This is a genomic window from Pseudonocardia abyssalis, assembly GCF_019263705.2.
GTDB lineage: Bacteria > Actinomycetota > Actinomycetes > Mycobacteriales > Pseudonocardiaceae > Pseudonocardia > Pseudonocardia abyssalis.
Map to the genome: position 1 here is coordinate 852,365 of NZ_JADQDK010000001.1, position 20,550 is coordinate 872,914.

Consider the following 20,550-nt stretch of genomic DNA (forward strand, 5'->3'; position numbering starts at 1 on the left):
CCGTACACCTACACGGCGGCGCGGTGTCCGACCGCGCCGCCGCATCCGGAGTGACAAGTGCTGCTGCTGGTTCTGATCCTCGTCCTGATCGCTTTCGGCTTGCTGCTGGTCGGCTTCCTGTCGAGCAGCGTGATGTGGGCCTGGGTGTCGGTGGCCGTGAGTGTCGCCGCCGCCCTGGTCCTGCTCTACGACACGCTGCAGCGCAGGTCGGCCGTCCGTGCGGGCGACGATCCGGGTGCCGGGGCGGGCTCAGCCGAGCCGCAGGACATTCCGTCCTACGGCACGGGCCGCCCGTTCGCGTCCCCGGGCGCGGCCGGGGACATCGACCCGGTCACCGAGGTCATCCCGGTGATCCGGCCCTCCGTCCCAGCGGGGGTCCGGGGTTCCGGTGTCGATGCACCCACGCAGTCGGTCGACCCGCGCTTCGATCCGGACGCGGATGCCCAGCAGACGGTTCTGATGCCCGCCGTTCAACCGTCCGGCTCTCCGTCGGGACCGTCCGGCGCTACCCCTGCGATCACACCATCGAGCGATTCTGCGTCACCCACCGTAACTGTGGCGGCGGACGCTCGTTCGACCTCCGCACCTGAGACCGACCGTCCGTCGAGCGTCGACGGGGCCACCGTCGCCACCCCGGCGGGTACGGGCGGGAGTGCGGCCGCCGCGGCCACCACCGCCGTCGTCGGGGTGGGCGCCACCGCGGCCGTCGCGAAGGCGTCGGCCGACCCCGGTCCGGACGGCACCTCGCCCGCGGAGGACTCCTCCTCCGCGAAGGGCCCTGCCCCGACCACGGACCCTGCTTCCACAGAGGACCCTGCTCCCGCGAACGGCGACCCTGCTTCCGCGAAGGGCCCGGTCCTCACGAAGGACGCAGCCCGGGGTGCACCGGGTCGGCCGGAGGCGGCGAGCACCACGGCCGCCCCCGTGGTCGGCTCCGCCGCATCCGGCACCACCGGACCGGCCGCCGCCTCCACCGGTACCGATCCGGACTCCCTCTTCACCAGTCCGGCCGAGACCCGGTCCGGCGGGCCGTCCGGGTCCTCCGACGGCGGCTTCGGCTCGGGCGCCTCGGCGTCGGGTGCCGGGAAGTCGGCGGCCGGGGCCACCACACCGCCCGGTGCGGCCGTCCCGCCGCCCGGGGCAGACGCCCCCGCGGCCCGGTCCGAGACATCCTCCGACGCCGCAGGCGGCACGCCGTCGCGACCGGCGGAGGCGACCACGGCCTTCCGGACCGGCCCGGCCGGTGCCCCGGTGGAGGCCGCCGGGTCCGCCCCGGCCGAGTCCGTCCCCGCGTCGTCCGTCCCCGCCTCGGACGGCGAGATCCCGGAGGAACAACCCGACGCGGCCGTCGCGGCGGTCGTCGCCGGTCTCCAGGACGAGGTCCTCGTGATCGACGAGCAGCCGCGCTACCACGTCCCGGGGTGTCGGTCGCTCGTCGCGGCGGCACTGATCCCGCTCCCGGCCCGTGAGGCCGTGGAGCTGGGGTTCAGTCCGTGCGGCTGGTGCACGCCCGACCGCACGCTCGCCGGCCGTCACTCGGCGAACGCGCGCTGAGCCCGACGCACGCTGAGCCGTCCGCCTGATCCGGCCGGGATGCCATCCCGGCCGGATGGTCGCGGGCCCGCGGAATACCGGGTGGCGCACCGGCGCTACCCTGGTTCCACAGGCACCGATCCGGCCATCACCGGGGAGCCTCCGGAAGAAACGCGCGGCGCCCGCCGCGGCGCGGAGTAGAACCGGACGGGACGGCCCGTCACAGCCGACCACGAGTGGTCGCGCCCCGAGCGCGGCAAGCGGGGTGGTACCGCGGTGCTCGTCCGATCCGGGCGGGAGTCGTCCCCGTGCAGGCAGCAGTTCCGAGCCGCACGAGACCACCGCCAGGGAGCACCTTCCGATGACCGGCTACCCCGCCGTCCCCCCGCACCCGTCGTTCCCCGAGCTGGAGCGCGAGGTCCTCGACTTCTGGAGCCACGACGGCACGTTCGTCGCCTCGGTCGAGGCCCGCGACGCCGGGGAGAACGGCGCCAACGAGTTCGTCTTCTACGACGGCCCGCCCTTCGCCAACGGCCTCCCGCACTACGGCCACCTGCTCACCGGCTACGTCAAGGACGTCGTCCCGCGCTACCGCACGATGCGCGGCAAGCGCGTCGAGCGCCGCTTCGGGTGGGACACCCACGGCCTGCCCGCCGAGGTCGAGGCCGAGAAGCAGCTCGGGATCAAGGACAAGTCCGAGATCGACGAGATGGGCGTGGCCGCGTTCAACGCCGCCTGCCGCGAGTCCGTCCTGCGCTACACCGACGAGTGGCAGGCCTACGTCACCCGCCAGGCGCGCTGGGTCGACTTCGACAACGACTACAAGACGCTCGACCTGGACTACATGGAATCGGTCATGTGGGCCTTCAAGACCCTGTGGGACAAGGGTCTGGTCTACTCCGGGTTCCGCGTGCTCTGGTACTGCTGGCACGACGGCACCCCGCTCTCGGCCACCGAGACCAAGATGGACGACGTCTACCAGGACCGTCAGGACCCGGCCGTCACCGTCGGGCTGCGGCTCGCCGCGCCCGGGTCCGACCTGGACGGGGCGCTGGCCCTGATCTGGACCACGACCCCGTGGACGCTGCCGTCCAACCTGGCCATGGCGGTCAACTCCGACGTCGACTACGCGCTGGTGTCCGCGAACGGCGAGCGCTACCTGCTCGCCGCCGCCCGCGTCGCGGCCTACGCCCGCGAGCTGGGGGAGGAGCCGGAGCTGCTCGGCACCTACCGCGGCTCCGACCTCGTCGGCCTGTCCTACACCCCGCCGTTCGACTTCTTCGCCGGCTGGGAGAACGCCCACGTCGTCCTGGCCGCCGACTACGTCACCACCGACGACGGCACCGGGATCGTGCACATCGCCCCGGCGTTCGGTGAGGAGGACAAGGTCGTCACCGACGCGGCGGGGATCGAGGCCGTCGTCCCCGTCGATTCGAAGGGCGAGTTCGACGCGCGCGTGGCTCCGTACGCCGGGATGCAGGTGTTCGACGCCAACCCCCAGATCATCCGCGACCTCCGCGACGGCACGGCCCCGTTCGTCCACGGCGTCCTGCTGCGCCACGAGACCTACGACCACCCGTACCCGCACTGCTGGCGCTGTGGCAACCCGCTGATCCAGCGGGCCGTCGACTCGTGGTTCGTCCAGGTCACGGCGTTCCGCGACCGGATGGTGGAGCTCAACCAGCAGATCACCTGGGTGCCCGAGCACGTCAAGGACGGGCAGTTCGGCAAGTGGCTGGAGGGCGCCCACGACTGGTCGATCTCCCGCAACCGGTACTGGGGCTCGCCCATCCCGGTGTGGGAGTCCGACGACCCGGCCTACCCGCGCCGCGACGTCTACGGCTCGCTCGACGAGCTCGAGCGCGACTTCGGCGTGCGGCCGACCGATCTGCACCGCCCCTACGTCGACGAGCTCACCCGCCCCAACCCGGACGACCCCACCGGGAAGTCGGTCATGCGCCGGGTACCGGAGGTGCTCGACTGCTGGTTCGAGTCGGGCTCGATGCCGTTCGCGCAGGTGCACTACCCGTTCGAGAACCGCGACTGGTTCGAGCACCACTACCCGGGCGACTTCATCGTCGAGTACAACGGCCAGACCCGCGGCTGGTTCTACACGCTGCACGTGCTGGCCACGGCGCTGTTCGACCGTCCGGCGTTCCGCGACTGCGTCGCGCACGGGATCGTGCTGGGCGACGACGGCACGAAGATGAGCAAGTCGCGCGGCAACTACCCCGCGGTCACCGAGGTGTTCGACCGCGACGGCTCCGACGCCATGCGCTGGTTCCTCATGTCCAGCCCGATCCTGCGCGGCGGCAACCTCGTCGTCACCGAGCAGGGGATCCGCGAGGGCGTGCGCCAGGCGATCCTGCCGCTGTGGAACACGTGGTACTTCCTGTCGTTGTACGCGGCCGGGCACACCCCGGTCACGCGGACCGACTCGACGAACGTCCTGGACCGGTACGTGCTGGCCAAGACGGCGTCGCTGGTCGACGCGGTCACCGCGGCGCTCGACGTCCACGACATCGCCGGGGCGTGCGAGCACGTGCGCGACCACGCCGAGGTGCTCACGAACTGGTACGTGCGCCGCTCCCGCGAGCGGTTCTGGGACGCCGACGCCGACGCGCTCGACACCCTGCACACCGTGCTCGAGGTGACCGCGCGGGTCGCGGCGCCGCTGCTGCCGCTCACGACCGAGCGGATCTGGCAGGGGCTCACCGGCGGGCGGTCGGTGCACCTGACGGACTGGCCCGTGTCGGGCGAGCTCCCGCACGACGACGCCCTGGTCACGGCCATGGACCGGGTGCGGCAGGTGGCGTCGTCGGCGCTGTCGCTGCGCAAGGCCCGCAAGCTGCGGGTGCGGCTGCCCCTGGCCCGGCTCACCGTGGCGGCCGCCGACGCGGAGGCGCTCGCCCCGTTCGCCGACGTGCTGCGCGACGAGGTCAACGTCAAGGACGTGGTGCTGACGACGGACGTCGCCGCGCACGGTCGCTTCGAGATCGCCGTCAACGCCCGTGCCTGCGGGCCGCGCCTGGGTGGCGACACCCAGAAGGTGATCCGCGCGGTCAAGGCGGGGGAGTGGGAGCAGGCGGCCGACGGCACCGTCACCGCGGGCGGCATCACGCTGCTCGACGGGGAGTTCTCCGAGAAACTGGTGGCGGCGGATCCGGAAGAGACCCTCGCGCTCCCGGGCTCGACGGGGCTCGTGGTGCTCGACACCGCGGTCACCCCGGAGCTGGCGGCCGAGGGTACGGCCCGCGACGTCGTGCGGGTGGTGCAGCAGGCCCGCCGCGACGCCGGGCTCGACGTGTCCGACCGGATCGCGCTCGTCCTCGACGCCGAGCTCGCGGTCCTCGACGCCGTGCGCGCCCACCAGGCGTTCGTGGCGGGGGAGGTGCTGGCGGCCTCGGTCGGGTACGAGGCGATCGGGTCGCCGACCCTGACCGGCACGGTCACCGGCCCCGACAACACCTCGACCCCCCTGACGGTGCACCTGACCCGCCCCTGACCCGCCCCCACCCGGCGAGTTTGCCGCCCCCACCCGGCGAGTTTGCCGCTCCCACCCGGCGAGTTTGCCGGCGGAGTACGCCGAGTCGGCCGATCACGCCGGGACGTCGGCGGCAAACTCGCCGGGCCTTGGTGGCAAACTCGCCGGGCCTTGGCGGCAAACTCGCCGGGGGCCGGTGGCGAACTCGCCGGTTCGCGGGAGCGCGCGCGGACCGATCTAGGGTGGCGGCATGGGGAGCGCGGCGCGGCGGTGGGCGCAGTTGCAGGAGGGCCGGGGGATCCCGCGGGAGATCCTCGCGCAGGCGCCCTCCCCGCCCTGGCTGCACGATCCCTCCTACTTCGTCGCGCCGGAGGTACCGGTCGACACCCCGTCGCGCGCGGCCGGCCTGGATCTCCTCGGCGCGGGCGGCTCCGTCCTCGACGTCGGTGCGGGCGGCGGCGACGCCTCCCTCGCGCTCGCCTGCGCCGTCACCCACATCACCGCGAACGACCAGCAGGCCGACATGCTGGAGACCTTCGCCGCGGCCGCGACGGCCCGCGGCATCCCGTTCCGCACCGTCCACGGCCGCTGGCCCGACGCCGCGGCCGAGGCCGGCACCGCCGACGTGGTGGTGAGCAACCACGTGCTGCACAACGTCGTCGACCTGCCGCCGTTCCTGCTCGCGCTCACCGCGGCCGCGCGCCGCGGGGTCGTCGTCGAGATGCTCGCCGAGCATCCGATGGCCTGGCTCGACGGGCTGTGGGTCGGCTTCCACGGCCTGCACCGCCCGCCGCCCGCCACCACCGACGACGCCGTCGCCGTGCTCCGCGAGCTCGGGATCACCCCGCACGTGCGGCACTGGGAGCGACGGACCCCACCGAAGCAGGACCCCGGTTGGGTGACGCGGCGGCTGTGCCTGCCCGCGGACCGCGAGCCCGACGTCGCCGCCGCCCTGGCCGCCACTCCGCCCCGTCCGCGGCACGCCGCCACGCTCACCTGGGAGGCGAGTAGTTAGAGTCGGCTCCAGCGGAGGTGATATGCCCGATCTGGAGATCCTTCTCGGCATCGCGGCCGCGGTCGTGCTCATCGGCGTGCTGGCCGTGCGGGTCTCCGTACGGGTGGGTCTGCCGTCGCTGCTGCTCTACCTCGGCATCGGGGTGCTGCTCGGCGAGTCCGTGCTGGGCATCGAGTTCTCCGACGCCCTGTTGACGGAGTCGATCGGGCTCGCGGCACTGGTCCTCATCCTCATCGAGGGCGGTCTGACGACCCGGTGGGACGCCGTGAAGCCCTCGCTCGGCGTCGGGATCGCGCTGTCGACGGTGGCGGTGATCGTCAGCATCGGCGTGGTCGGGGTGTCGCTGCACGTGCTCCTGGACCTGGAGTGGCGGACCGCGTTCCTCTGGGGGGCCGTGCTGTCGTCGACGGACGCGGCGGCGGTGTTCAGCGTGCTGCGCGGCGTCGGGGTCTCGCGACGCCTGGCCGGGGCGCTGGAGCTGGAGTCCGGCATGAACGACGCGCCGGTCGTGCTCGCCGTGCTGCTGCTCGCCACCGAGGACCCGATCACCTGGCTGACGCCGATCCTGGTCGTCTACGAGCTGGGCGCCGGGGCCGCGATAGGGGTGCTGCTCGGGCTCGGCGGGGCGTGGGCGCTGCGCCGGGCCGCGCTGCCGTCGACGGGCCTCTACCCGTTGGCCGCGATCGCCGTCTGCGTGCTCGCCTACTCCAGCGGGCAGCTCGCGCACGCCTCCGGCCTGCTCGCCACGTACGTCTGCGCACTCGTGCTCGGCAACTCCGAGCTGCCCCACCGCGGGGGCGTGCAGTCCTTCGCGGAGGGCACCGGCTGGCTCGCGCAGATCGGGCTGTTCGTGCTGCTCGGCCTGTACGCCACGCCGTCGCGGCTGCTCGACGCCCTCGTCCCCGCCCTGATCGCCGGGTTGGTGCTGCTGCTGGCGGCCCGGCCGTTGTCGGTGCTCGCGGCGGCCACGCCGTTCCGGGTGCCGTGGCGGGAGCAGGCGTTCCTGTCCTGGTCGGGGCTGCGCGGGGCGGTGCCGATCGTGCTCGCGCTCATCGCGCTGACGGAGGGGGCGCCGGGCGCGGAGATGCTCGTCGACGTCGTGTTCGTCCTCGTCGTCGTGCTGACGCTGCTGCAGGGCACCACGCTGCCCGCCGTCGCTCGGCTGCTCGGCGTCACCCAGACCGTCGAGACACAGGACATCGAGGTCGACGCCGCCCCGCTCGATGAGTTGGGGGCCGACCTCATCCAGGTGCGCGTCCCGGTCGGGTCGCGGCTGCGCGGGGTGTACCTGAGCGAGCTGCGGCTGCCGACGGGCGCCGTCGTCAGCCTCGTCGTGCGGGACGGGCAGGCGTTCACACCGAACGGCGAGACGCGGCTGCGCGAGCGCGACCAGCTCCTCGTCATCGCCACCTCCGGGGCCCGGCACGCGGCCGAGGAGCGCATCCGCGCCGTCGACGCGGGCGGGCGACTGGCCCGCTGGCGGGGCAGCACCCCGCGTTGAGGGATGATGGCCGGTGTGAGTGACCCCGCAACCGCCCCTCGAGTCCGGCTGCTCGCCCTGATCGCGGTCCTGATCCTGGCCGCCGACATCGCCACCAAGGTGATCGGTGTGGCGCTGCTCGAGGGCCGCGAACCCGTCGAGCTGCTCGGCGGGCTGATCAACCTGCAGCTCGTGCGCAACCCCGGCGCCGCGTTCTCGCTGGCCACGGGCTACACGTGGGTGCTGTCGCTGATCGCGCTCGTCGTCGTCGTCGTGATCATCCGGGTGGCGCGGAAGCTGCGCTCCACCGGCTGGGCGATCGCGCTGGGGCTCATCCTCGGCGGCGCGCTCGGCAACCTCGTCGACCGGATCTTCCGGGCGCCCGGGCCGCTGCAGGGCCACGTCGTCGACCTCGTGTCGCCGTTCGCCCCCGACGGCCGCGTCTTCCCGGTGTTCAACCTCGCCGACTCCTCGATCGTCTGCGGCGGGGCGCTGCTGGTCGTCCTCGCGTTGCTGGGCCGGGAACTCGACGGCACCCGCACACCGTCGAAGAAGGCAGCGTCCGACACCGAGGGACACGCGGGTGAGTGACCTCCGCAGCCTCCCCGTCCCCGACGGCCTCGACGGGATGCGCGTCGACGCCGGTCTCGCGCGCCTGCTCGGAATGTCGCGCACCGTCGTCGCCGGGCTGGCCGAGGACGGCCGGGTCGAGGTCGACGGCCGGGCCGCCGGCAAGTCCGACCGGCTCGTCGCCGGGGCCTGGCTGCAGGTCAGCCTGCCCGAGCCCGAGGCGCCGACCACGATCTCCGCGCCGGCCGAGGTCGTCAACGGGCTGACGGTCCTGCACGCCGACGACGAGATCGTCGTGGTCGACAAGCCGGTCGGCGTCGCCGCGCACCCCAGCCCCGGCTGGACCGGGCCCACCGTCGTCGGCGGGCTGGCCGCGCTCGGATACCGCGTCTCGACGTCGGGGTCGGAGGAGCGGCAGGGCATCGTGCACCGGCTCGACGTCGGCACCACCGGCGTGATGGTCGTCGCCACCTCGGAACACGCGTACACCGTGATGAAGCGGGCGTTCAAGGAGCGGACGGTCTCCAAGCGTTACCACGCCGTCGCGCAGGGCCACCCCGATCCGAGCAGCGGCACCATCGACGCCCCGATCGACCGCCACCCCAAGCACGACTACCGGTTCGCCGTCGTCGCGGGGGGCAAGCCGAGCGTCACCCACTACGACACGATCGAGGCGTTCCGGGCCGCGTCGCTGCTCGACGTGCGGCTGGAGACCGGGCGCACCCACCAGATCCGGGTGCACCTCTCCGCGCTGCGCCACCCGTGCGTGGGCGACCTCGCCTACGGCGCCGACCCCACGCTGGCCAAGCGGCTGAAGCTGGAGCGGCAGTGGCTGCACGCGCACGCGCTGGGCTTCGAGCACCCCGGCGACGGGCGGTGGGTCGAGTACGTCAGCCCGTACCCGGCCGACCTCGCCCGCGCCCTGGACCTGCTGCGCGAGTGAGTCGCCGGCTCACGATCCTGGCCGGGTGCCTGGTCGTCGCGCTGCTCACGGCCTGGTACGCGGGGTCGCGGTTCGAGCCGTCGACGCCCGGTCCGACGCCGGGGTCGGTGCGGCTGGGCCCGGACGCGGGGGAGCCGGTCGCCGATTACCTCACGCGGCTGCCCGCGGTCCTGCCCCCGTCCGGCGTCCCGGCCTACGCGCTGGTGCAGTTCCGGACCGAGCTGACGGGCCCCGCCGCGCTGGCCGCCGTGGACGGGACGGGCCCCGTGACGGCCGTGTTCCGCGTGCCGATCGACCGGGTGCAGACGGCGCTGCGGTTCGAGGACCTGGGCACGATCGACCTGGCCCGGTCCCGGGCGCGTGACACCGCCTCGGCCGACGCCGAACGGCTGACCGGGCGCCCGGCCGCCGTGGCCGCCGCCGAGGCGGCCGCCCTGGCCGACCCGGGGTGCGCGTGCGTGGTGGCGCTGGTCGTGCGGGGGGAGAGGGCGGCGCTGGAGGCGCTGGGGGCCCGCGCGGAGGTGCGGGCGGCGCACGCGGCCCCGGCGGACGCCGAGCCGGTGGAACTGGCGCTGTCCCCACTCCTGCCCGGCCAGACGGAGGCGGCGGACCCGCTCCCGGACGACGGCGAGGTCCCCTGACCCGCCCACCCGGCGCCGCCCAGCCCGTGCCGCCCGTCCTTGGTCGCAGTGGGGTGGCTTCACTCCGACTGGACTGGAGTAGAGCCACCCCACTGCAACGGCGGGGCGGGGCGCGAGTGGGGCGGGGTGCCGGCGGGCGTGGCCGTCAGGTGCGGTGCTGTTGCGCCGTGCGTTCCAGGAGTTCCAGCAGGGCGCGCGCGCTCGACGCCCAGCTGTAGTGCTCCGCCCGTCGCCGCGCCGCCTCGCCGCGGGCCGCGCGGACCGCCGGGTCGTCCAGCGCCCGGATCGCCGCCACGAAGCCGTCGACGTCGTCGGGGTCGACGTAGGCCCCCGCGTCCGCCCCGACCTCACGGAACACCGGGATGTCGCTCACCACCACCGGCGTGCCCGCCCCCATCGCCTCGACGAGCGGGATGCCGAAGCCCTCGTCGCGCGACGCGGAGACCAGCGCCGTCGCGCCCCGCACCGCCGCGGCGTACTCGGCGTCGGACGCGCCGTCGTGGAACACGAGCCGCGCCGCGGGGGCCAGCGCCCGCAGGCGGGCCTGCTCGGCGGGGGAGCAGCGGCTCATCAGGTGCAGCTCGTGGTCGGGCAGCGCTCCGGCCGCGCGGACCAGCACGTCGACGTTCTTGTAGGGCATGAACGAGCCCATGTAGACCAGCCGCCGGCCGGGCGCGTCCGAGACGGCGGCGGGCAGGGGGTCGGCCGCGTTCGGCACCACCGTCACCGGACGTCGCGTCAGGCGGTGCTCCGCGATCAGCCCGGCCGTCGTCGCCGACACCGTGACGACGGCGTCGGCCCGGTCGAGCAGCACCCGCTGCGGCCACCACGCCAGGTGGTAGAGCCGCCACAGCAGCCGGATCGGGGCGGGGAGGTCGCGCGGGGGAGTGGCGTGCCGGTAGTAGATGAGGTCGTGCAGCGTGAGCACGAGGCCGTAGCGGCGGCCCCAGGTGCCCATCGTCTGCATCGGGCTGAACACGACGTCCGGGGCGAGGCGGTTGACCTGCCGGGCCACCAGGGGCTCACGCGCGCTCGTCGGGCCGCTCACCCGGAACGACGGCAGGTCCGGGAGCATCCGGAGCTGCCGCTCGTCGCTGATGATCATCGTGACGGGGTGCAGATCGGCGAGCGCGCCGACCAGCCCCGCGGTGTAGCGACTGATCCCGTCGTGGTGGTCGATGCGGACGTAGCGGCAGTCGACGGCGATCCTCACGCGAGGAACCGCCCGATCAGCGCCGCCACCGCGTCGGGCCGCTCGTAGTGCACCAGGTGCCCGGTGTCGTCGATCATCTCCAGGCGGGCGTGGGGGAACAGCGTGACCAGGCGTTCCTGCTCGGCGGGGGCGGTGATGTCGTCGAGGGTGGTGCCGATGAGCAGCGTCGGTACCGGGATCCGGGCGGCCGACTCGTCCACCCCGTGCGACACCGACGCCCCGAACGCCTCCATCAGCACGCGCCGGTCGGCGAAACCGCCGAAGTACCGGTCGTGCTCGGCGTGTATCCAGCGCCGCAGCTCCCGGTCGGAGGTCTTCACCATCGCGACGCTCGCGACGCGTGTGAACAGCCGGCTGCGCAGGACCGCCGTGCCGAGTCGCTCGGGCAGGGCGGCGCACAGCCGGTGCACCAGCACCGTGGCCTTCGTCATGGCCTGGCGCGGCCCGCCGAGCGCTGACCCGGCGACCGGGGTGACCAGCACCAGGGCCCGGACCGGAAGCCCGTCGGCGACCGCGGCGGAGGCCACGATGGAGCCGAACGAGTGGCCCAGCAGCGCCGCGCCGGGGGCGACCGCACGGACGAAGGCGCTGCTCCAGGCGGCATACCCGGCGATGTCGTGGGAGCCGGATGTCAGGGGTGGGGCCTCGCCGAAGCCCGGGAGATCGGGCACCAGGACGTGGAACCCGGACAGCTGCGACGCGATGGGTTCGAGCCCGTGATGATCGCCCCGCAGGCCGTGCAGCATGACCAGGGGAGGGGCGGTGACGTCGCCGTATGTCCGATACGGAACGATTCCCGTCGGGAGGTCGACCTCGTGACGACGGCCCGGCAGACGCTCCGAGCGCGAAGCGGAGGGGAGGCTGGCCACCGCGCGGAGTGTAGGTGGCCTCCTGGTCCCGCAGGCATCCGACCGCCAAGGATACGGTCGGGTCACAGAACGGCGTCGGCGGGGCCACGAGTCGGAGAACACTGCCGTGACGTGCGCGTTTCGGGGTAACCCCCGATACCACTCGGTAGTGATCCTGATGTACGTCTCAGCTTCGGGATGCCACGGTGGGATCATGACGACGATCGGTAGGTCCGCGACGCGGGCCGCATGGGCGGGGGACCCCGTGGTCCCCGGCGCGATGATCGTCGCCCTGGTGCCGATGGGAGTGCCGCACCTGATGGGCTCTTCCGCCGTCGACCCGATCGGTGCCCCGATCAGCGATCGCGTCGCCGTCCCCGGCGGTCACACGCCGACCGTCCCGGCCTCCACCGTGTCGGCCACCGCCGGCGCCCACGTGCCGGTGCCGCTGGTCGGCCGGGCCGAATGCCGGGAGACCGCATGACCCCCACCCTCCTGGCGTCCTCGCCCGCCATCGCGCTGGCGGTGGTCGCGGCGGGCTGCTTCGCGGTGGCCGCCACCCTGCAGCACGACGCCGTCGACGACGTCTCCACCGACGGCAGACGGCTCGGCCTCGCGGCGTTCCGGGCGCTGCTCAGCCGCCCCGGGTGGCTGCTCGGACTCGCCGCGGCCGGTGCGGGCTCCGGGCTGCACGCCGTCGCGCTCGTGCTGAGCCCGCTGTCGGTCGTCCAGCCGATCGGCGTGCTCGCGGTGCCGATCGCGGTGCTGCTCACCGCCCGGCGCACCCACGAGAGCCCCGGCCGGGGCGTGCTGCTCGGGGTCGCGCTGAGCGTCGCGGGCGTCGCGGCGTTCGTCTCGATCGCCGCGAACTCGACGACCGCCACCCGCGTCCCCGACTTCGCCACGCTCATCGCCGGCGGGATCAGCACCGCGCTGATCGCGGTGCTGGTGGCGATCGCGTCGTTCACCCGCGGCTGGCGGCGCTGCGTCGCCTACGTCACCGCGGGCGCCGTCGCCTTCGGGCTGGTGTCCGCGCTGGTCCGGGCGCTGTCGCTGCAGATCACCACCGGGCTCGTCGCCTGGAACGACCCCCGCCTGCTCGGCACCGCGGCCGGCATCGGAGTCGCCCTGGTCGTGGGCGGCTGGCTCATCCAGCAGGGCTTCGCGTCCGGGCCGCCCGAGGTGGTCATCGCCTGCCTCACCGTCGTCGACCCCATCGTCGCGGTGCTGCTGGGCATCGTCCTGCTCGGCGAGGGGCCCGCGACGTCGGGCGTCGAAGCCGTCGTGCTCCTCGGCTGTGCCGCCGCCGCCGCGGCCGGGGTCGTCTCACTCGCCCGCTACCACCCCGACGCCCGACGTGCGCGCGCCGCCGCGCGCGCGGCGGGCACCCCGTCCGACCCGGCCCCGGCCGGTTCCACCGACGATCCCGCCGCGGCGACGCGGCCCGCTCCCCGCCCGTGACCCGCGTCGGCCCCGCCCGACCGCATCCGAAAGGATCACTCCCCGTGAAGCCGCTACGCATCGTCATCGGCGCAGACACCTATGCGCCCGACGTCAACGGACTGTCACGCTTCTCCTCGCGCCTCGCCGCCGGTCTGGTCGAGCGCGGCCACGAGGTGCACGTCGTCGCCCCGTCGCCCGACGGCCCGTCGGGCGTGCGCGAGGAGGACGGGGTGATCGTCCACACGGTCAAGTCCCACCGCTGGTTCAGCCACCCCGACTTCCGCGTGGCCTGGCCGTGGACCACGCGCCCGCGCACGGCGCGGCTGTTCGCCGAGATCGCCCCGGACGTCCTGCACGTCCAGGGACACTTCCCGGTGGGCCGCGGCCTCGTGCACGCCGCCCGCGCCGCGGGCACACCGATCGTCGCGACCAACCACTTCATGCCGGAGAACCTGGTCGGGCACGCGCGCGTACCGAAGTTCATGCAGAAGCCGGTCACCAAGCTCGGCTGGTGGGACATGCACCTGATCTACCGCCACGCCGACGTCGTCACCGCGCCCACCCCGCGCGCCGTCGAACTGCTGGAGAAGGCCACCGGCATGACCGGGTCGCTCGCCGTGTCCTGCGGCATCGACGTCGCGAAGTACCGTGCCGTCGAGCCCGCCCACCCGGGGCCCGACCGCGACGCTCCGCTCCGCGTGCTGTTCGTCGGCCGGATGGACCAGGAGAAGCGGGTCGACGAGCTGCTGCGCGCGTTCGCCGCGCTGCCCGCGGGCACCCGCGCCGAGCTGGAGATCATCGGCGAGGGCGTCATGCGGGAGGAGTGGACGGGGCTGGCCGCCGAGCTCGGCATCGGCGCCCGCACGCACTTCCGCGGCTTCGTCGACGAGGACGAGCTCGTGGCCGCCTACCGGCGGGCGTCGGTGTTCTGCATGCCCGGTATCGCCGAGCTGCAGAGCCTGGTCACGCTGGAGGCGATGGCCGCGGGCACCCCGGTGGTCGCGGCCAACGCGATGGCCCTGCCGCACCTGGTCCGCCCGGGACGCAACGGCTGGCTCTACACCCCCGGTGACGTCCCGGAGCTCACCACGCGCCTCGCCGCGCTCGTCGGTGACGCCGACATGCGCCGTCGGATGGGGGCGGCCAGCCGCGAGCTGGTGGCCTCCCACGAGCTCGGGGCGACCCTGAGCACGTTCGAGGGGATCTACGAGCGGCTGCTCGGCCGTCGCGAGGCCGGGGCGGTCCGCGCCGCCTGATCCGCGCGGGTCGGGGTGGTCCGGCGAACGGTCGTAGCCGGGTACCGGTGACCGACACGCCCGCCGGGCGGGGTGAGCAGCGCATTCGGCGCGGGGCGGTACCGGAGCGCCGGAACTGTCGGGGGTCGGGGTTAATCTGGGTCATCCCCGCGGCCCGTCGGCCGGGCCGCACCACGGTGCCGGTCCGATCGAGGAATGAACTGCTGCCGGGACGCGACGATCGCGCGGCCCGGGAGGGTCGTGCCGGAGGGAGCCCCCCACCCCGATGGCCAGCTCAGGCGACAGTTTCGTCCACCTGCACACCCACACCGAGTTCTCCATGCTCGACGGGGCCGCGCGCCTGGACGACCTGTTCAAGGAAGCCGCGCGGATGGAGATGCCCGCGCTGGCGATGACCGACCACGGCAACGTGTTCGGGGCCTACGAGTTCTGGCGCAAGGCGAAGGCCGCGGGCGTCAAGCCGATCATCGGCATGGAGGGCTACCTCGCACCGGGGAGCCGCCACGAGCGCAAGCGCGCGGTGCTGGCCCGGGGGGCCGCCACCTCCAAAGGGGGTGCGGACGACACCGACAACCCCGGCGAGATGTACACCCACATGACGCTGCTGGCCGAGAACAACGAGGGGATGCACAACCTCTTCCGGCTCTCCTCGCTCGCGTCGCTGGAGGGGTACTACTACAAGCCCCGCATGGACCGCGAACTGCTGGAGACCTACGGCAAGGGGATCATCGCCACCACGGGCTGCCCCTCCGGTGAGGTCCAGCGGCTGCTCCAGCAGGACAAGTACGACGCCGCCGTCCAGGCCGCGAGCGACTACCGCGACATCTTCGGCAAGGACAACTTCTTCTGCGAGCTGATGGACCACGGCATCGAGATCGAGCGCCGCGTCCGCGACGACCTGCACCGGCTCAAGAAGCAGCTCGAGCTGCCCGGCCTGGCCACCAACGACCTGCACTACACCTACGCCGAGGACGCGAAGCCGCACGAGGTGCTGCTGTGCGTGCAGACCGGCAAGACCCTCGCCGACCCCAACCGGTTCAAGTTCGACGCCCAGGACTTCTACCTCAAGTCCCCGGCCGAGATGCGGGCCCAGTGGGACGACGCGTTCCCCGAGGCGTGCGACAACACGCTGGCGGTCGCCGAGCGGGTCGACGTCAACTTCGTCGAGGGGCAGGACCTCATGCCCCGGGCGCCCGTGCCCGACGGCGAGTCCGAGGAGAGCTGGCTGGTCAAGGAGGTCGAACGGGGGATGCACCAGCGCTTCCCGAACGGCATCACCGACCAGTACCGCAAGCAGGTCGACTACGAGGTCGGCGTCATCATCCAGATGGGCTTCCCCGGGTACTTCCTGGTCACGGCCGACCTGATCCAGCACGCGAAGAAGGTCGGCATCCGCTGCGGCCCCGGCCGCGGGTCCGCCGCCGGCTCGCTCGTCGCCTACGCGCTGGGCATCACCGACCTCGACCCGATCCACCACAAGCTGCTCTTCGAGCGGTTCCTCAACCCCGAGCGCATCTCGATGCCCGACATCGACATGGACTTCGACGAGCGCAGGCGTGGCGAGATGATCCGCTACACCACGGAGAAGTACGGCGAGGACCGGATCGCGCAGATCATCACCTACTCCACGATCAAGGCGAAGGCCGCGATCAAGGACTCCGCGCGGGTGCTGTTCGGGCAGCCCGGCTACGCGGTGGCCGACCGGATCACCAAGGCGATGCCGCCGGCGATCATGGGCAAGGACATCCCGCTGTCCGGGGTGTTCGACCCCACGCACAAGCGGTACTCCGAGGCCACCGAGGTCCGGGCGCTCTACGACGTCGACCCGCAGGTCAAGGAGATCATCGACACCGCGCGGGGCCTGGAGGGCCTCAAGCGGCAGTGGGGCGTGCACGCCGCGGGCGTGATCATGTCGAGCAAGCCGCTGATCGACGTCATCCCGATCCAGCGTCGCGAGGCCGACGGCGCGATCATCACGCAGTTCGACATGGGCGCCTGCGAGACGCTCGGGCTGCTCAAGATGGACTTCCTGGGCCTGCGCAACCTCACGATCATCGACGATGCGCTGGAGAACATCGAGCTCAACGGCAAGGCGAAGCTCGTCATCGAGGACGTCGGGCTCGACGACCAGAACACCTACGACCTGCTGTCCAAGGGCGAGACGCTCGGGGTGTTCCAGCTCGACGGCGGGCCGATGCGCGACCTGCTGCGCCGCATGGCGCCCACCGAGTTCGACGACATCTCCGCCGTCGGTGCGCTCTACCGGCCGGGCCCGATGGGCGCCAACGCGCACAACGACTACGCCGACCGCAAGAACAAGCGCCAGGAGATCATCCCGATCCACCCCGAGCTGGAGGAGCCGCTCAAGGAGGTGCTCGGGGAGACCTACGGCCTGATCGTGTACCAGGAACAGGTCATGGCGATCGCGCAGACGCTGGCCGGGTACACGTTGGGCCAGGCCGACCTGCTCCGTCGCGCGATGGGCAAGAAGAAGAAGGAGATCCTGGACAAGGAGTACGCCGGCTTCGCCCAGGGGATGAAGGACAACGGCTACTCCGCGGCCGCGGTCAAGACGCTCTGGGACATCCTGCTCCCGTTCTCCGACTACGCGTTCAACCGGGCGCACTCCGCCGCGTACGGCGTCGTCTCGTACTGGACGGCGTACCTCAAGGCCAACTACCCGTCGGAGTACATGTCCGGCGTGCTCACCTCGGTGCGCGACGACAAGGACAAGGCCGCGGTCTACCTCGCGGAGTGCCGCCGCATGGGCATCACGGTGCTCGCGCCCGACGTCAACGAGTCGGTGCGCAACTTCGCGCCGGTCGGCACCGACATCCGTTTCGGCCTCGGCGGCATCCGCAACGTCGGCGTCAACGTCGTCGACGCGATCGTGAAGGCGCGCAAGGACAAGGGCGACTTCACCGACTTCTCCGACTTCCTGCGCAAGGTCGACGCGGTGGTCTGCAACAAGAAGGTCATCGAGTCGCTCATCAAGGCCGGGGCGTTCGACTCGCTCGGGCACACCCGCAAGGGCCTGCTCCTGGTGCACGCCGACGCGATCGACGCGGTGATGAGCACCAAGAAGGCCGCGTCGATGGGCCAGTTCGACCTGTTCGGCTCGATGGACGGGTCCGGCACGTCCGAGCTCGACTCCGTGTTCGACGTCAAGGTCTCCGACGACGAGTGGGAGACCAAGCACAAGCTCGCGGTGGAGCGGGAGATGCTCGGGCTCTACGTCTCCGGTCACCCGCTGCACGGCGTGGAGCAGGTGCTGGCGGCCAAGACCGACACCCCGATCTCGGCCATCGTCGGCGGCGACGTGCCCGACGGGCACCAGGTCACCATCGGCGGCATCCTCGCCGGGGTCAACCGGCGGGTGAACAAGAACGGCGAGCCCTGGGCGTCGGCGCAGCTGGAGGACCTGGCGGGCGGGCTCGAGGTGCTGTTCTTCCCCCGCTGCTACCAGGTGGTCGGCGTCGACGTCGCCGAGGACGCGATCGTGCTGCTCAAGGGCCGGGTCAACCGCCGCGACGACCGCGTCTCGCTGATCGTCAACGACCTCGCCCTGCCCGACCTCACCGTCGCCAACGGCGGCCCGGGTGCCCCGATCAAGGTGAGCATGCGCACCGAGCTGGTCACCCCGCAGCGGGTGAGCCGGCTCAAGGAGGTGCTCAGTCACCACCCGGGCACCTCCGAGGTGCACCTGGCGCTGGTGGGTGGGAGCGGCACGAAGGTCTGGAAGCTCGACGACGGGCTGAAGGTCACGCAGTCGAGCGCGCTGATGGGCGACCTGAAGGCCCTGCTCGGCCCCGGCTGCCTGGGCTGATCGCCCCGTCAGCGGGGACGTCGACCGGCCCGGGATCCAGTCGAGAGGTGTCGAGCGCCCGGGGAACCCCTCCGCGTGAAGCTCGTGCCGCAGGGCGCCGGTCAGGGCCGCCCGGCGAGCCGCTGCCAGTACTGCTGGGCGGGGCGGTCCCAGCGGGCGTGCAGGTGGGCGAACCGCTCCGCGGCCCGGGTGCCCGCCCAGTGCGCGGGCAGCAGCTCCGGGGGGAGGCGGGGGTCGAGGAACGGGAAGCGCCGCCACGCGTGCACCAGGTGGATCTGGTGGGCCAGCACCTCGGCCGGGGTGGCGGGCTCGGCGCCGGAGAAGGCGTCGAGGAACTCCTCGTAGGCCGCCTCGACGTCCGCGAGGTCCCAGGCCTGCGCGACGACCTCGCCCTCCGCGCCGATCGCGCCGAACGGCCCGACGAACGAGCTGCTGACTGCGGTGAGTTCGAGGTCGGCGAGGACGTCGGCGACCTCGGGCTGCTTGCCCGGGTCGGGCGAGACCCACACGCCCGGCGCTGGCGACCCGAGCCCGGCCCAGGCCAGCCGCGTGCGCAGCCGGTGGCGCAGCTGGCGGCGGGCCTCCGGGACGCTGACCAGCAGCACCAGCCACCGGCCGTCCCACGGCCGCGCCGACGCGCCGAACCCGTAGATCCGCTCGGCGCCGTCGGTGAGCAGCCGCCGGCCCGACGGGGTGAGGGACCAGCGCACCCGCCGCCCGGCCCGGTCGGACTCCAGCAACCCCTCCGCCGCCGTGCGGGCCAGGGCCTGCCGCGCCGACTTGGGCTCGACGTCGAGCGCACCGAGGACGTCGAGGATGGCCTGCGTCCAGACCGGCTCCTCGCGCGGGAGGACGAACTCGCCGAGGACCGTGAGCAGCAGGGAACGGGCGCTGGTCGCGCCCAGCTCGCGGCGGCGCGACAGCGCCGGGTGCTCGGTGCCCGGGAGAGGGGGGAGTGACTCGGCGGCGGACATGACCGGCCCACTCTAGTGTGATCGCCCGTGGAGATCAGCGACCTGGTGGCAGCGGACCGGCAGCACGTGTGGCACCCCTACGCCCCGATGCCGGCGACGTCGGTGCCGCTGCCCGTCGCCTCGGCGTCCGGGGTCCGGCTGACGCTCGCCGACGGTCGCGAGCTCGTCGACGGCATGTCGTCGTGGTGGGCGGCGATCCACGGCTACGCCCACCCCGTCCTCGACGCGGCGGTGCGCGACCAGCTCGGGTCCATGAGCCACGTGATGTTCGGTGGTCTGACGCACTCGCCCGCCGTCGACCTGGCCCGGCTGCTCGTCGACGTCACCCCGGCCGGTCTGGAGCACGTGTTCCTGGCCGACTCCGGGTCGGTATCGGTCGAGGTCGCGATCAAGATGTGCCTGCAGTACCAGCGCTCGCGCGGCCGGCCGGAGAAGCACCGGCTGATGACCTGGCGGGGCGGCTACCACGGGGACACGTTCGGCGCGATGAGTGTCTGCGACCCCGACGGCGGGATGCACTCGCTGTGGCAGGACGTCCTCCCGCAGCAGGTCTTCGCCTCCGCGCCGCCGCGGGAGTTCGAGACCGCCTACGTCGAGGAGCTCGCGAAGCTCGTCGAGACGCACGCGGACGAGCTGGCCGCGGTGATCGTCGAGCCGGTGGTGCAGGGTGCGGGCGGGATGCGCTTCCACGATCCCCGCTACCTGCACGTCCTGCGCGAGCTGTGCCTCACCCATGACGTGCTGCTGGTGTTCGACGAGATCGCCACCGGTTTCGGTCGCACCGGTGAGATGTTCGCCGCCGACCACGCCGGGATCGCGCCCGACGTCATGTGCGTCGGCAAGGCCCTGACCGGCGGCTACCTGACGATGGCGGCGGCGCTGTGCACGTCGGAGGTGGCCAGGGGGATCTCCGACGGGGCCGCGGGCGTCCTCATGCACGGCCCGACGTTCATGGGGAACCCGCTCGCCGCGGCCGTCGCGGGGGCGTCGGTGCGGCTGCTCCAGGAGCGTGACTGGCGCGGCGAGGTCTCCGGGATCGGCCGCGCGCTGACCGCGGGGCTCACCCCGGCCCGGGCGCTGCCCGGCGTCGTCGAGGTTCGGGTGCTCGGCGCGATCGGGGTCGTGCAGCTCGACCACGAGGTCGACATGGCTGCGGCGTCGGCGGCCGCGGTCGAGGCGGGGGTGTGGCTGCGCCCGTTCCGCGACCTCGTCTACACGATGCCGCCCTATGTCTGCACGCCCGACGACCTGGCGTCGATCACCGCGGCGGTGTGCGCGGCGGCGGCCGCCGGGTAGGGGTGATCATGGACACCGATGATCACCC

15 protein-coding genes are annotated in these 20,550 nt (G+C 73.1%); 12 read left to right on the plus strand and 3 right to left on the minus strand.

What is annotated here, in order from left to right:
* The first annotated feature begins 57 nt into the window (after positions 1–57).
* The 7 genes from I4I81_RS04050 (at position 58) to I4I81_RS04080 (ending at position 9,666) form a co-directional block, all read left to right on the plus strand.
* Positions 58–1,554 carry a hypothetical protein gene (locus tag I4I81_RS04050; RefSeq protein ID WP_218604669.1) on the plus strand — a complete coding sequence of 499 codons (1,497 nt, stop codon included), beginning with the start codon at positions 58–60 and terminating at the stop codon, positions 1,552–1,554.
* A gap of 340 nt (positions 1,555–1,894) precedes the next feature.
* Positions 1,895–5,038 (plus strand): isoleucine--tRNA ligase, encoded by a 3,144-nt coding sequence (gene ileS / locus I4I81_RS04055; RefSeq protein ID WP_218615819.1) that lies wholly within the window; start codon positions 1,895–1,897, stop codon positions 5,036–5,038.
* A gap of 229 nt (positions 5,039–5,267) precedes the next feature.
* Positions 5,268–6,032, plus strand: coding sequence for a class I SAM-dependent methyltransferase (locus tag I4I81_RS04060; protein WP_218615820.1), 765 nt, complete (start codon positions 5,268–5,270; stop codon positions 6,030–6,032).
* A gap of 22 nt (positions 6,033–6,054) precedes the next feature.
* The gene (locus tag I4I81_RS04065) at positions 6,055–7,533 is read left to right on the plus strand and encodes a potassium/proton antiporter (RefSeq protein ID WP_218605835.1); all 1,479 of its coding nucleotides are present in this window, start codon (positions 6,055–6,057) and stop codon (positions 7,531–7,533) included.
* 15 nt (positions 7,534–7,548) lie between these two features.
* Positions 7,549–8,103, plus strand: a complete 555-nt coding sequence (gene lspA, locus I4I81_RS04070; protein WP_226363737.1) for a signal peptidase II — start codon at positions 7,549–7,551, stop codon at positions 8,101–8,103.
* A gap of 37 nt (positions 8,104–8,140) precedes the next feature.
* Positions 8,141–9,025: an RluA family pseudouridine synthase gene (locus I4I81_RS04075; protein ID WP_218605837.1), complete on the plus strand. Its 885-nt coding sequence runs from the start codon at positions 8,141–8,143 to the stop codon at positions 9,023–9,025.
* On the plus strand, positions 9,022–9,666 hold the full coding sequence (locus I4I81_RS04080; RefSeq protein ID WP_218615821.1) for a hypothetical protein: 645 nt from the start codon (positions 9,022–9,024) through the stop codon (positions 9,664–9,666). Before I4I81_RS04075 ends, I4I81_RS04080 begins: the two co-directional genes overlap by 4 nt.
* A 145-nt stretch (positions 9,667–9,811) precedes the next feature.
* Here I4I81_RS04080 and I4I81_RS04085 read toward each other — a convergent pair whose 3' ends face one another.
* Both I4I81_RS04085 and I4I81_RS04090 read right to left on the minus strand, forming a co-directional pair.
* Positions 9,812–10,879: a glycosyltransferase family 4 protein gene (locus tag I4I81_RS04085; RefSeq protein WP_218615822.1), complete on the minus strand. Its 1,068-nt coding sequence runs from the start codon at positions 10,877–10,879 to the stop codon at positions 9,812–9,814.
* Positions 10,876–11,625, minus strand: coding sequence for an alpha/beta fold hydrolase (locus I4I81_RS04090; protein WP_218605918.1), 750 nt, complete (start codon positions 11,623–11,625; stop codon positions 10,876–10,878). Before I4I81_RS04090 ends, I4I81_RS04085 begins: the two co-directional genes overlap by 4 nt.
* Before the next feature lie 316 nt (positions 11,626–11,941).
* On the opposite strand from I4I81_RS04090, the gene I4I81_RS04095 reads away from it, so the two are divergent.
* The 4 genes from I4I81_RS04095 to dnaE all read left to right on the plus strand — a co-directional run bounded on the left by I4I81_RS04095 (position 11,942) and on the right by dnaE (position 18,252).
* The gene (locus I4I81_RS04095; RefSeq protein ID WP_218605917.1) at positions 11,942–12,211 is read left to right on the plus strand and encodes a hypothetical protein; all 270 of its coding nucleotides are present in this window, start codon (positions 11,942–11,944) and stop codon (positions 12,209–12,211) included.
* Positions 12,208–13,188 carry a DMT family protein gene (locus tag I4I81_RS04100; protein ID WP_218605916.1) on the plus strand — a complete coding sequence of 327 codons (981 nt, stop codon included), beginning with the start codon at positions 12,208–12,210 and terminating at the stop codon, positions 13,186–13,188. The genes I4I81_RS04095 and I4I81_RS04100 overlap by 4 nt, the downstream gene beginning before the upstream one ends.
* 44 nt (positions 13,189–13,232) lie before the next feature.
* Entirely contained in the window at positions 13,233–14,426 is a 1,194-nt protein-coding gene (locus I4I81_RS04105) for a glycosyltransferase (protein ID WP_218615824.1), read from the plus strand.
* Positions 14,427–14,691: 265 nt separating this feature from the next.
* Positions 14,692–18,252 (plus strand): DNA polymerase III subunit alpha, encoded by a 3,561-nt coding sequence (gene dnaE / locus I4I81_RS04110; protein WP_218604377.1) that lies wholly within the window; start codon positions 14,692–14,694, stop codon positions 18,250–18,252.
* A gap of 101 nt (positions 18,253–18,353) precedes the next feature.
* Here dnaE and I4I81_RS04115 read toward each other — a convergent pair whose 3' ends face one another.
* The gene (locus tag I4I81_RS04115; RefSeq protein ID WP_218604378.1) at positions 18,354–19,226 is read right to left on the minus strand and encodes a PaaX family transcriptional regulator; all 873 of its coding nucleotides are present in this window, start codon (positions 19,224–19,226) and stop codon (positions 18,354–18,356) included.
* A gap of 27 nt (positions 19,227–19,253) precedes the next feature.
* On the opposite strand from I4I81_RS04115, the gene I4I81_RS04120 reads away from it, so the two are divergent.
* On the plus strand, positions 19,254–20,522 hold the full coding sequence (locus tag I4I81_RS04120) for an adenosylmethionine--8-amino-7-oxononanoate transaminase (protein ID WP_218604379.1): 1,269 nt from the start codon (positions 19,254–19,256) through the stop codon (positions 20,520–20,522).
* The last annotated feature ends 28 nt before the right edge of the window (positions 20,523–20,550 follow it).

Excerpts from the sequence above, each read along its gene's own strand:
- I4I81_RS04095 (WP_218605917.1), top strand. The coding sequence starts at position 11,942 with ATGACGACGATCGGTAGGTCCGCGACGCGGGCCGCATGGGCGGGGGAC.
- dnaE (WP_218604377.1), top strand. The coding sequence starts at position 14,692 with ATGGCCAGCTCAGGCGACAGTTTCGTCCACCTGCACACCCACACCGAG.
- I4I81_RS04075 (WP_218605837.1), top strand. The coding sequence starts at position 8,141 with ATGCGCGTCGACGCCGGTCTCGCGCGCCTGCTCGGAATGTCGCGCACC.
- I4I81_RS04100 (WP_218605916.1), top strand. The coding sequence starts at position 12,208 with ATGACCCCCACCCTCCTGGCGTCCTCGCCCGCCATCGCGCTGGCGGTG.
- I4I81_RS04065 (WP_218605835.1), top strand. The coding sequence starts at position 6,055 with ATGCCCGATCTGGAGATCCTTCTCGGCATCGCGGCCGCGGTCGTGCTC.
- I4I81_RS04115 (WP_218604378.1), bottom strand. The coding sequence starts at position 19,226 with ATGTCCGCCGCCGAGTCACTCCCCCCTCTCCCGGGCACCGAGCACCCG.
- I4I81_RS04060 (WP_218615820.1), top strand. The coding sequence starts at position 5,268 with ATGGGGAGCGCGGCGCGGCGGTGGGCGCAGTTGCAGGAGGGCCGGGGG.
- I4I81_RS04090 (WP_218605918.1), bottom strand. The coding sequence starts at position 11,625 with ATGCTGCACGGCCTGCGGGGCGATCATCACGGGCTCGAACCCATCGCG.
- ileS (WP_218615819.1), top strand. The coding sequence starts at position 1,895 with ATGACCGGCTACCCCGCCGTCCCCCCGCACCCGTCGTTCCCCGAGCTG.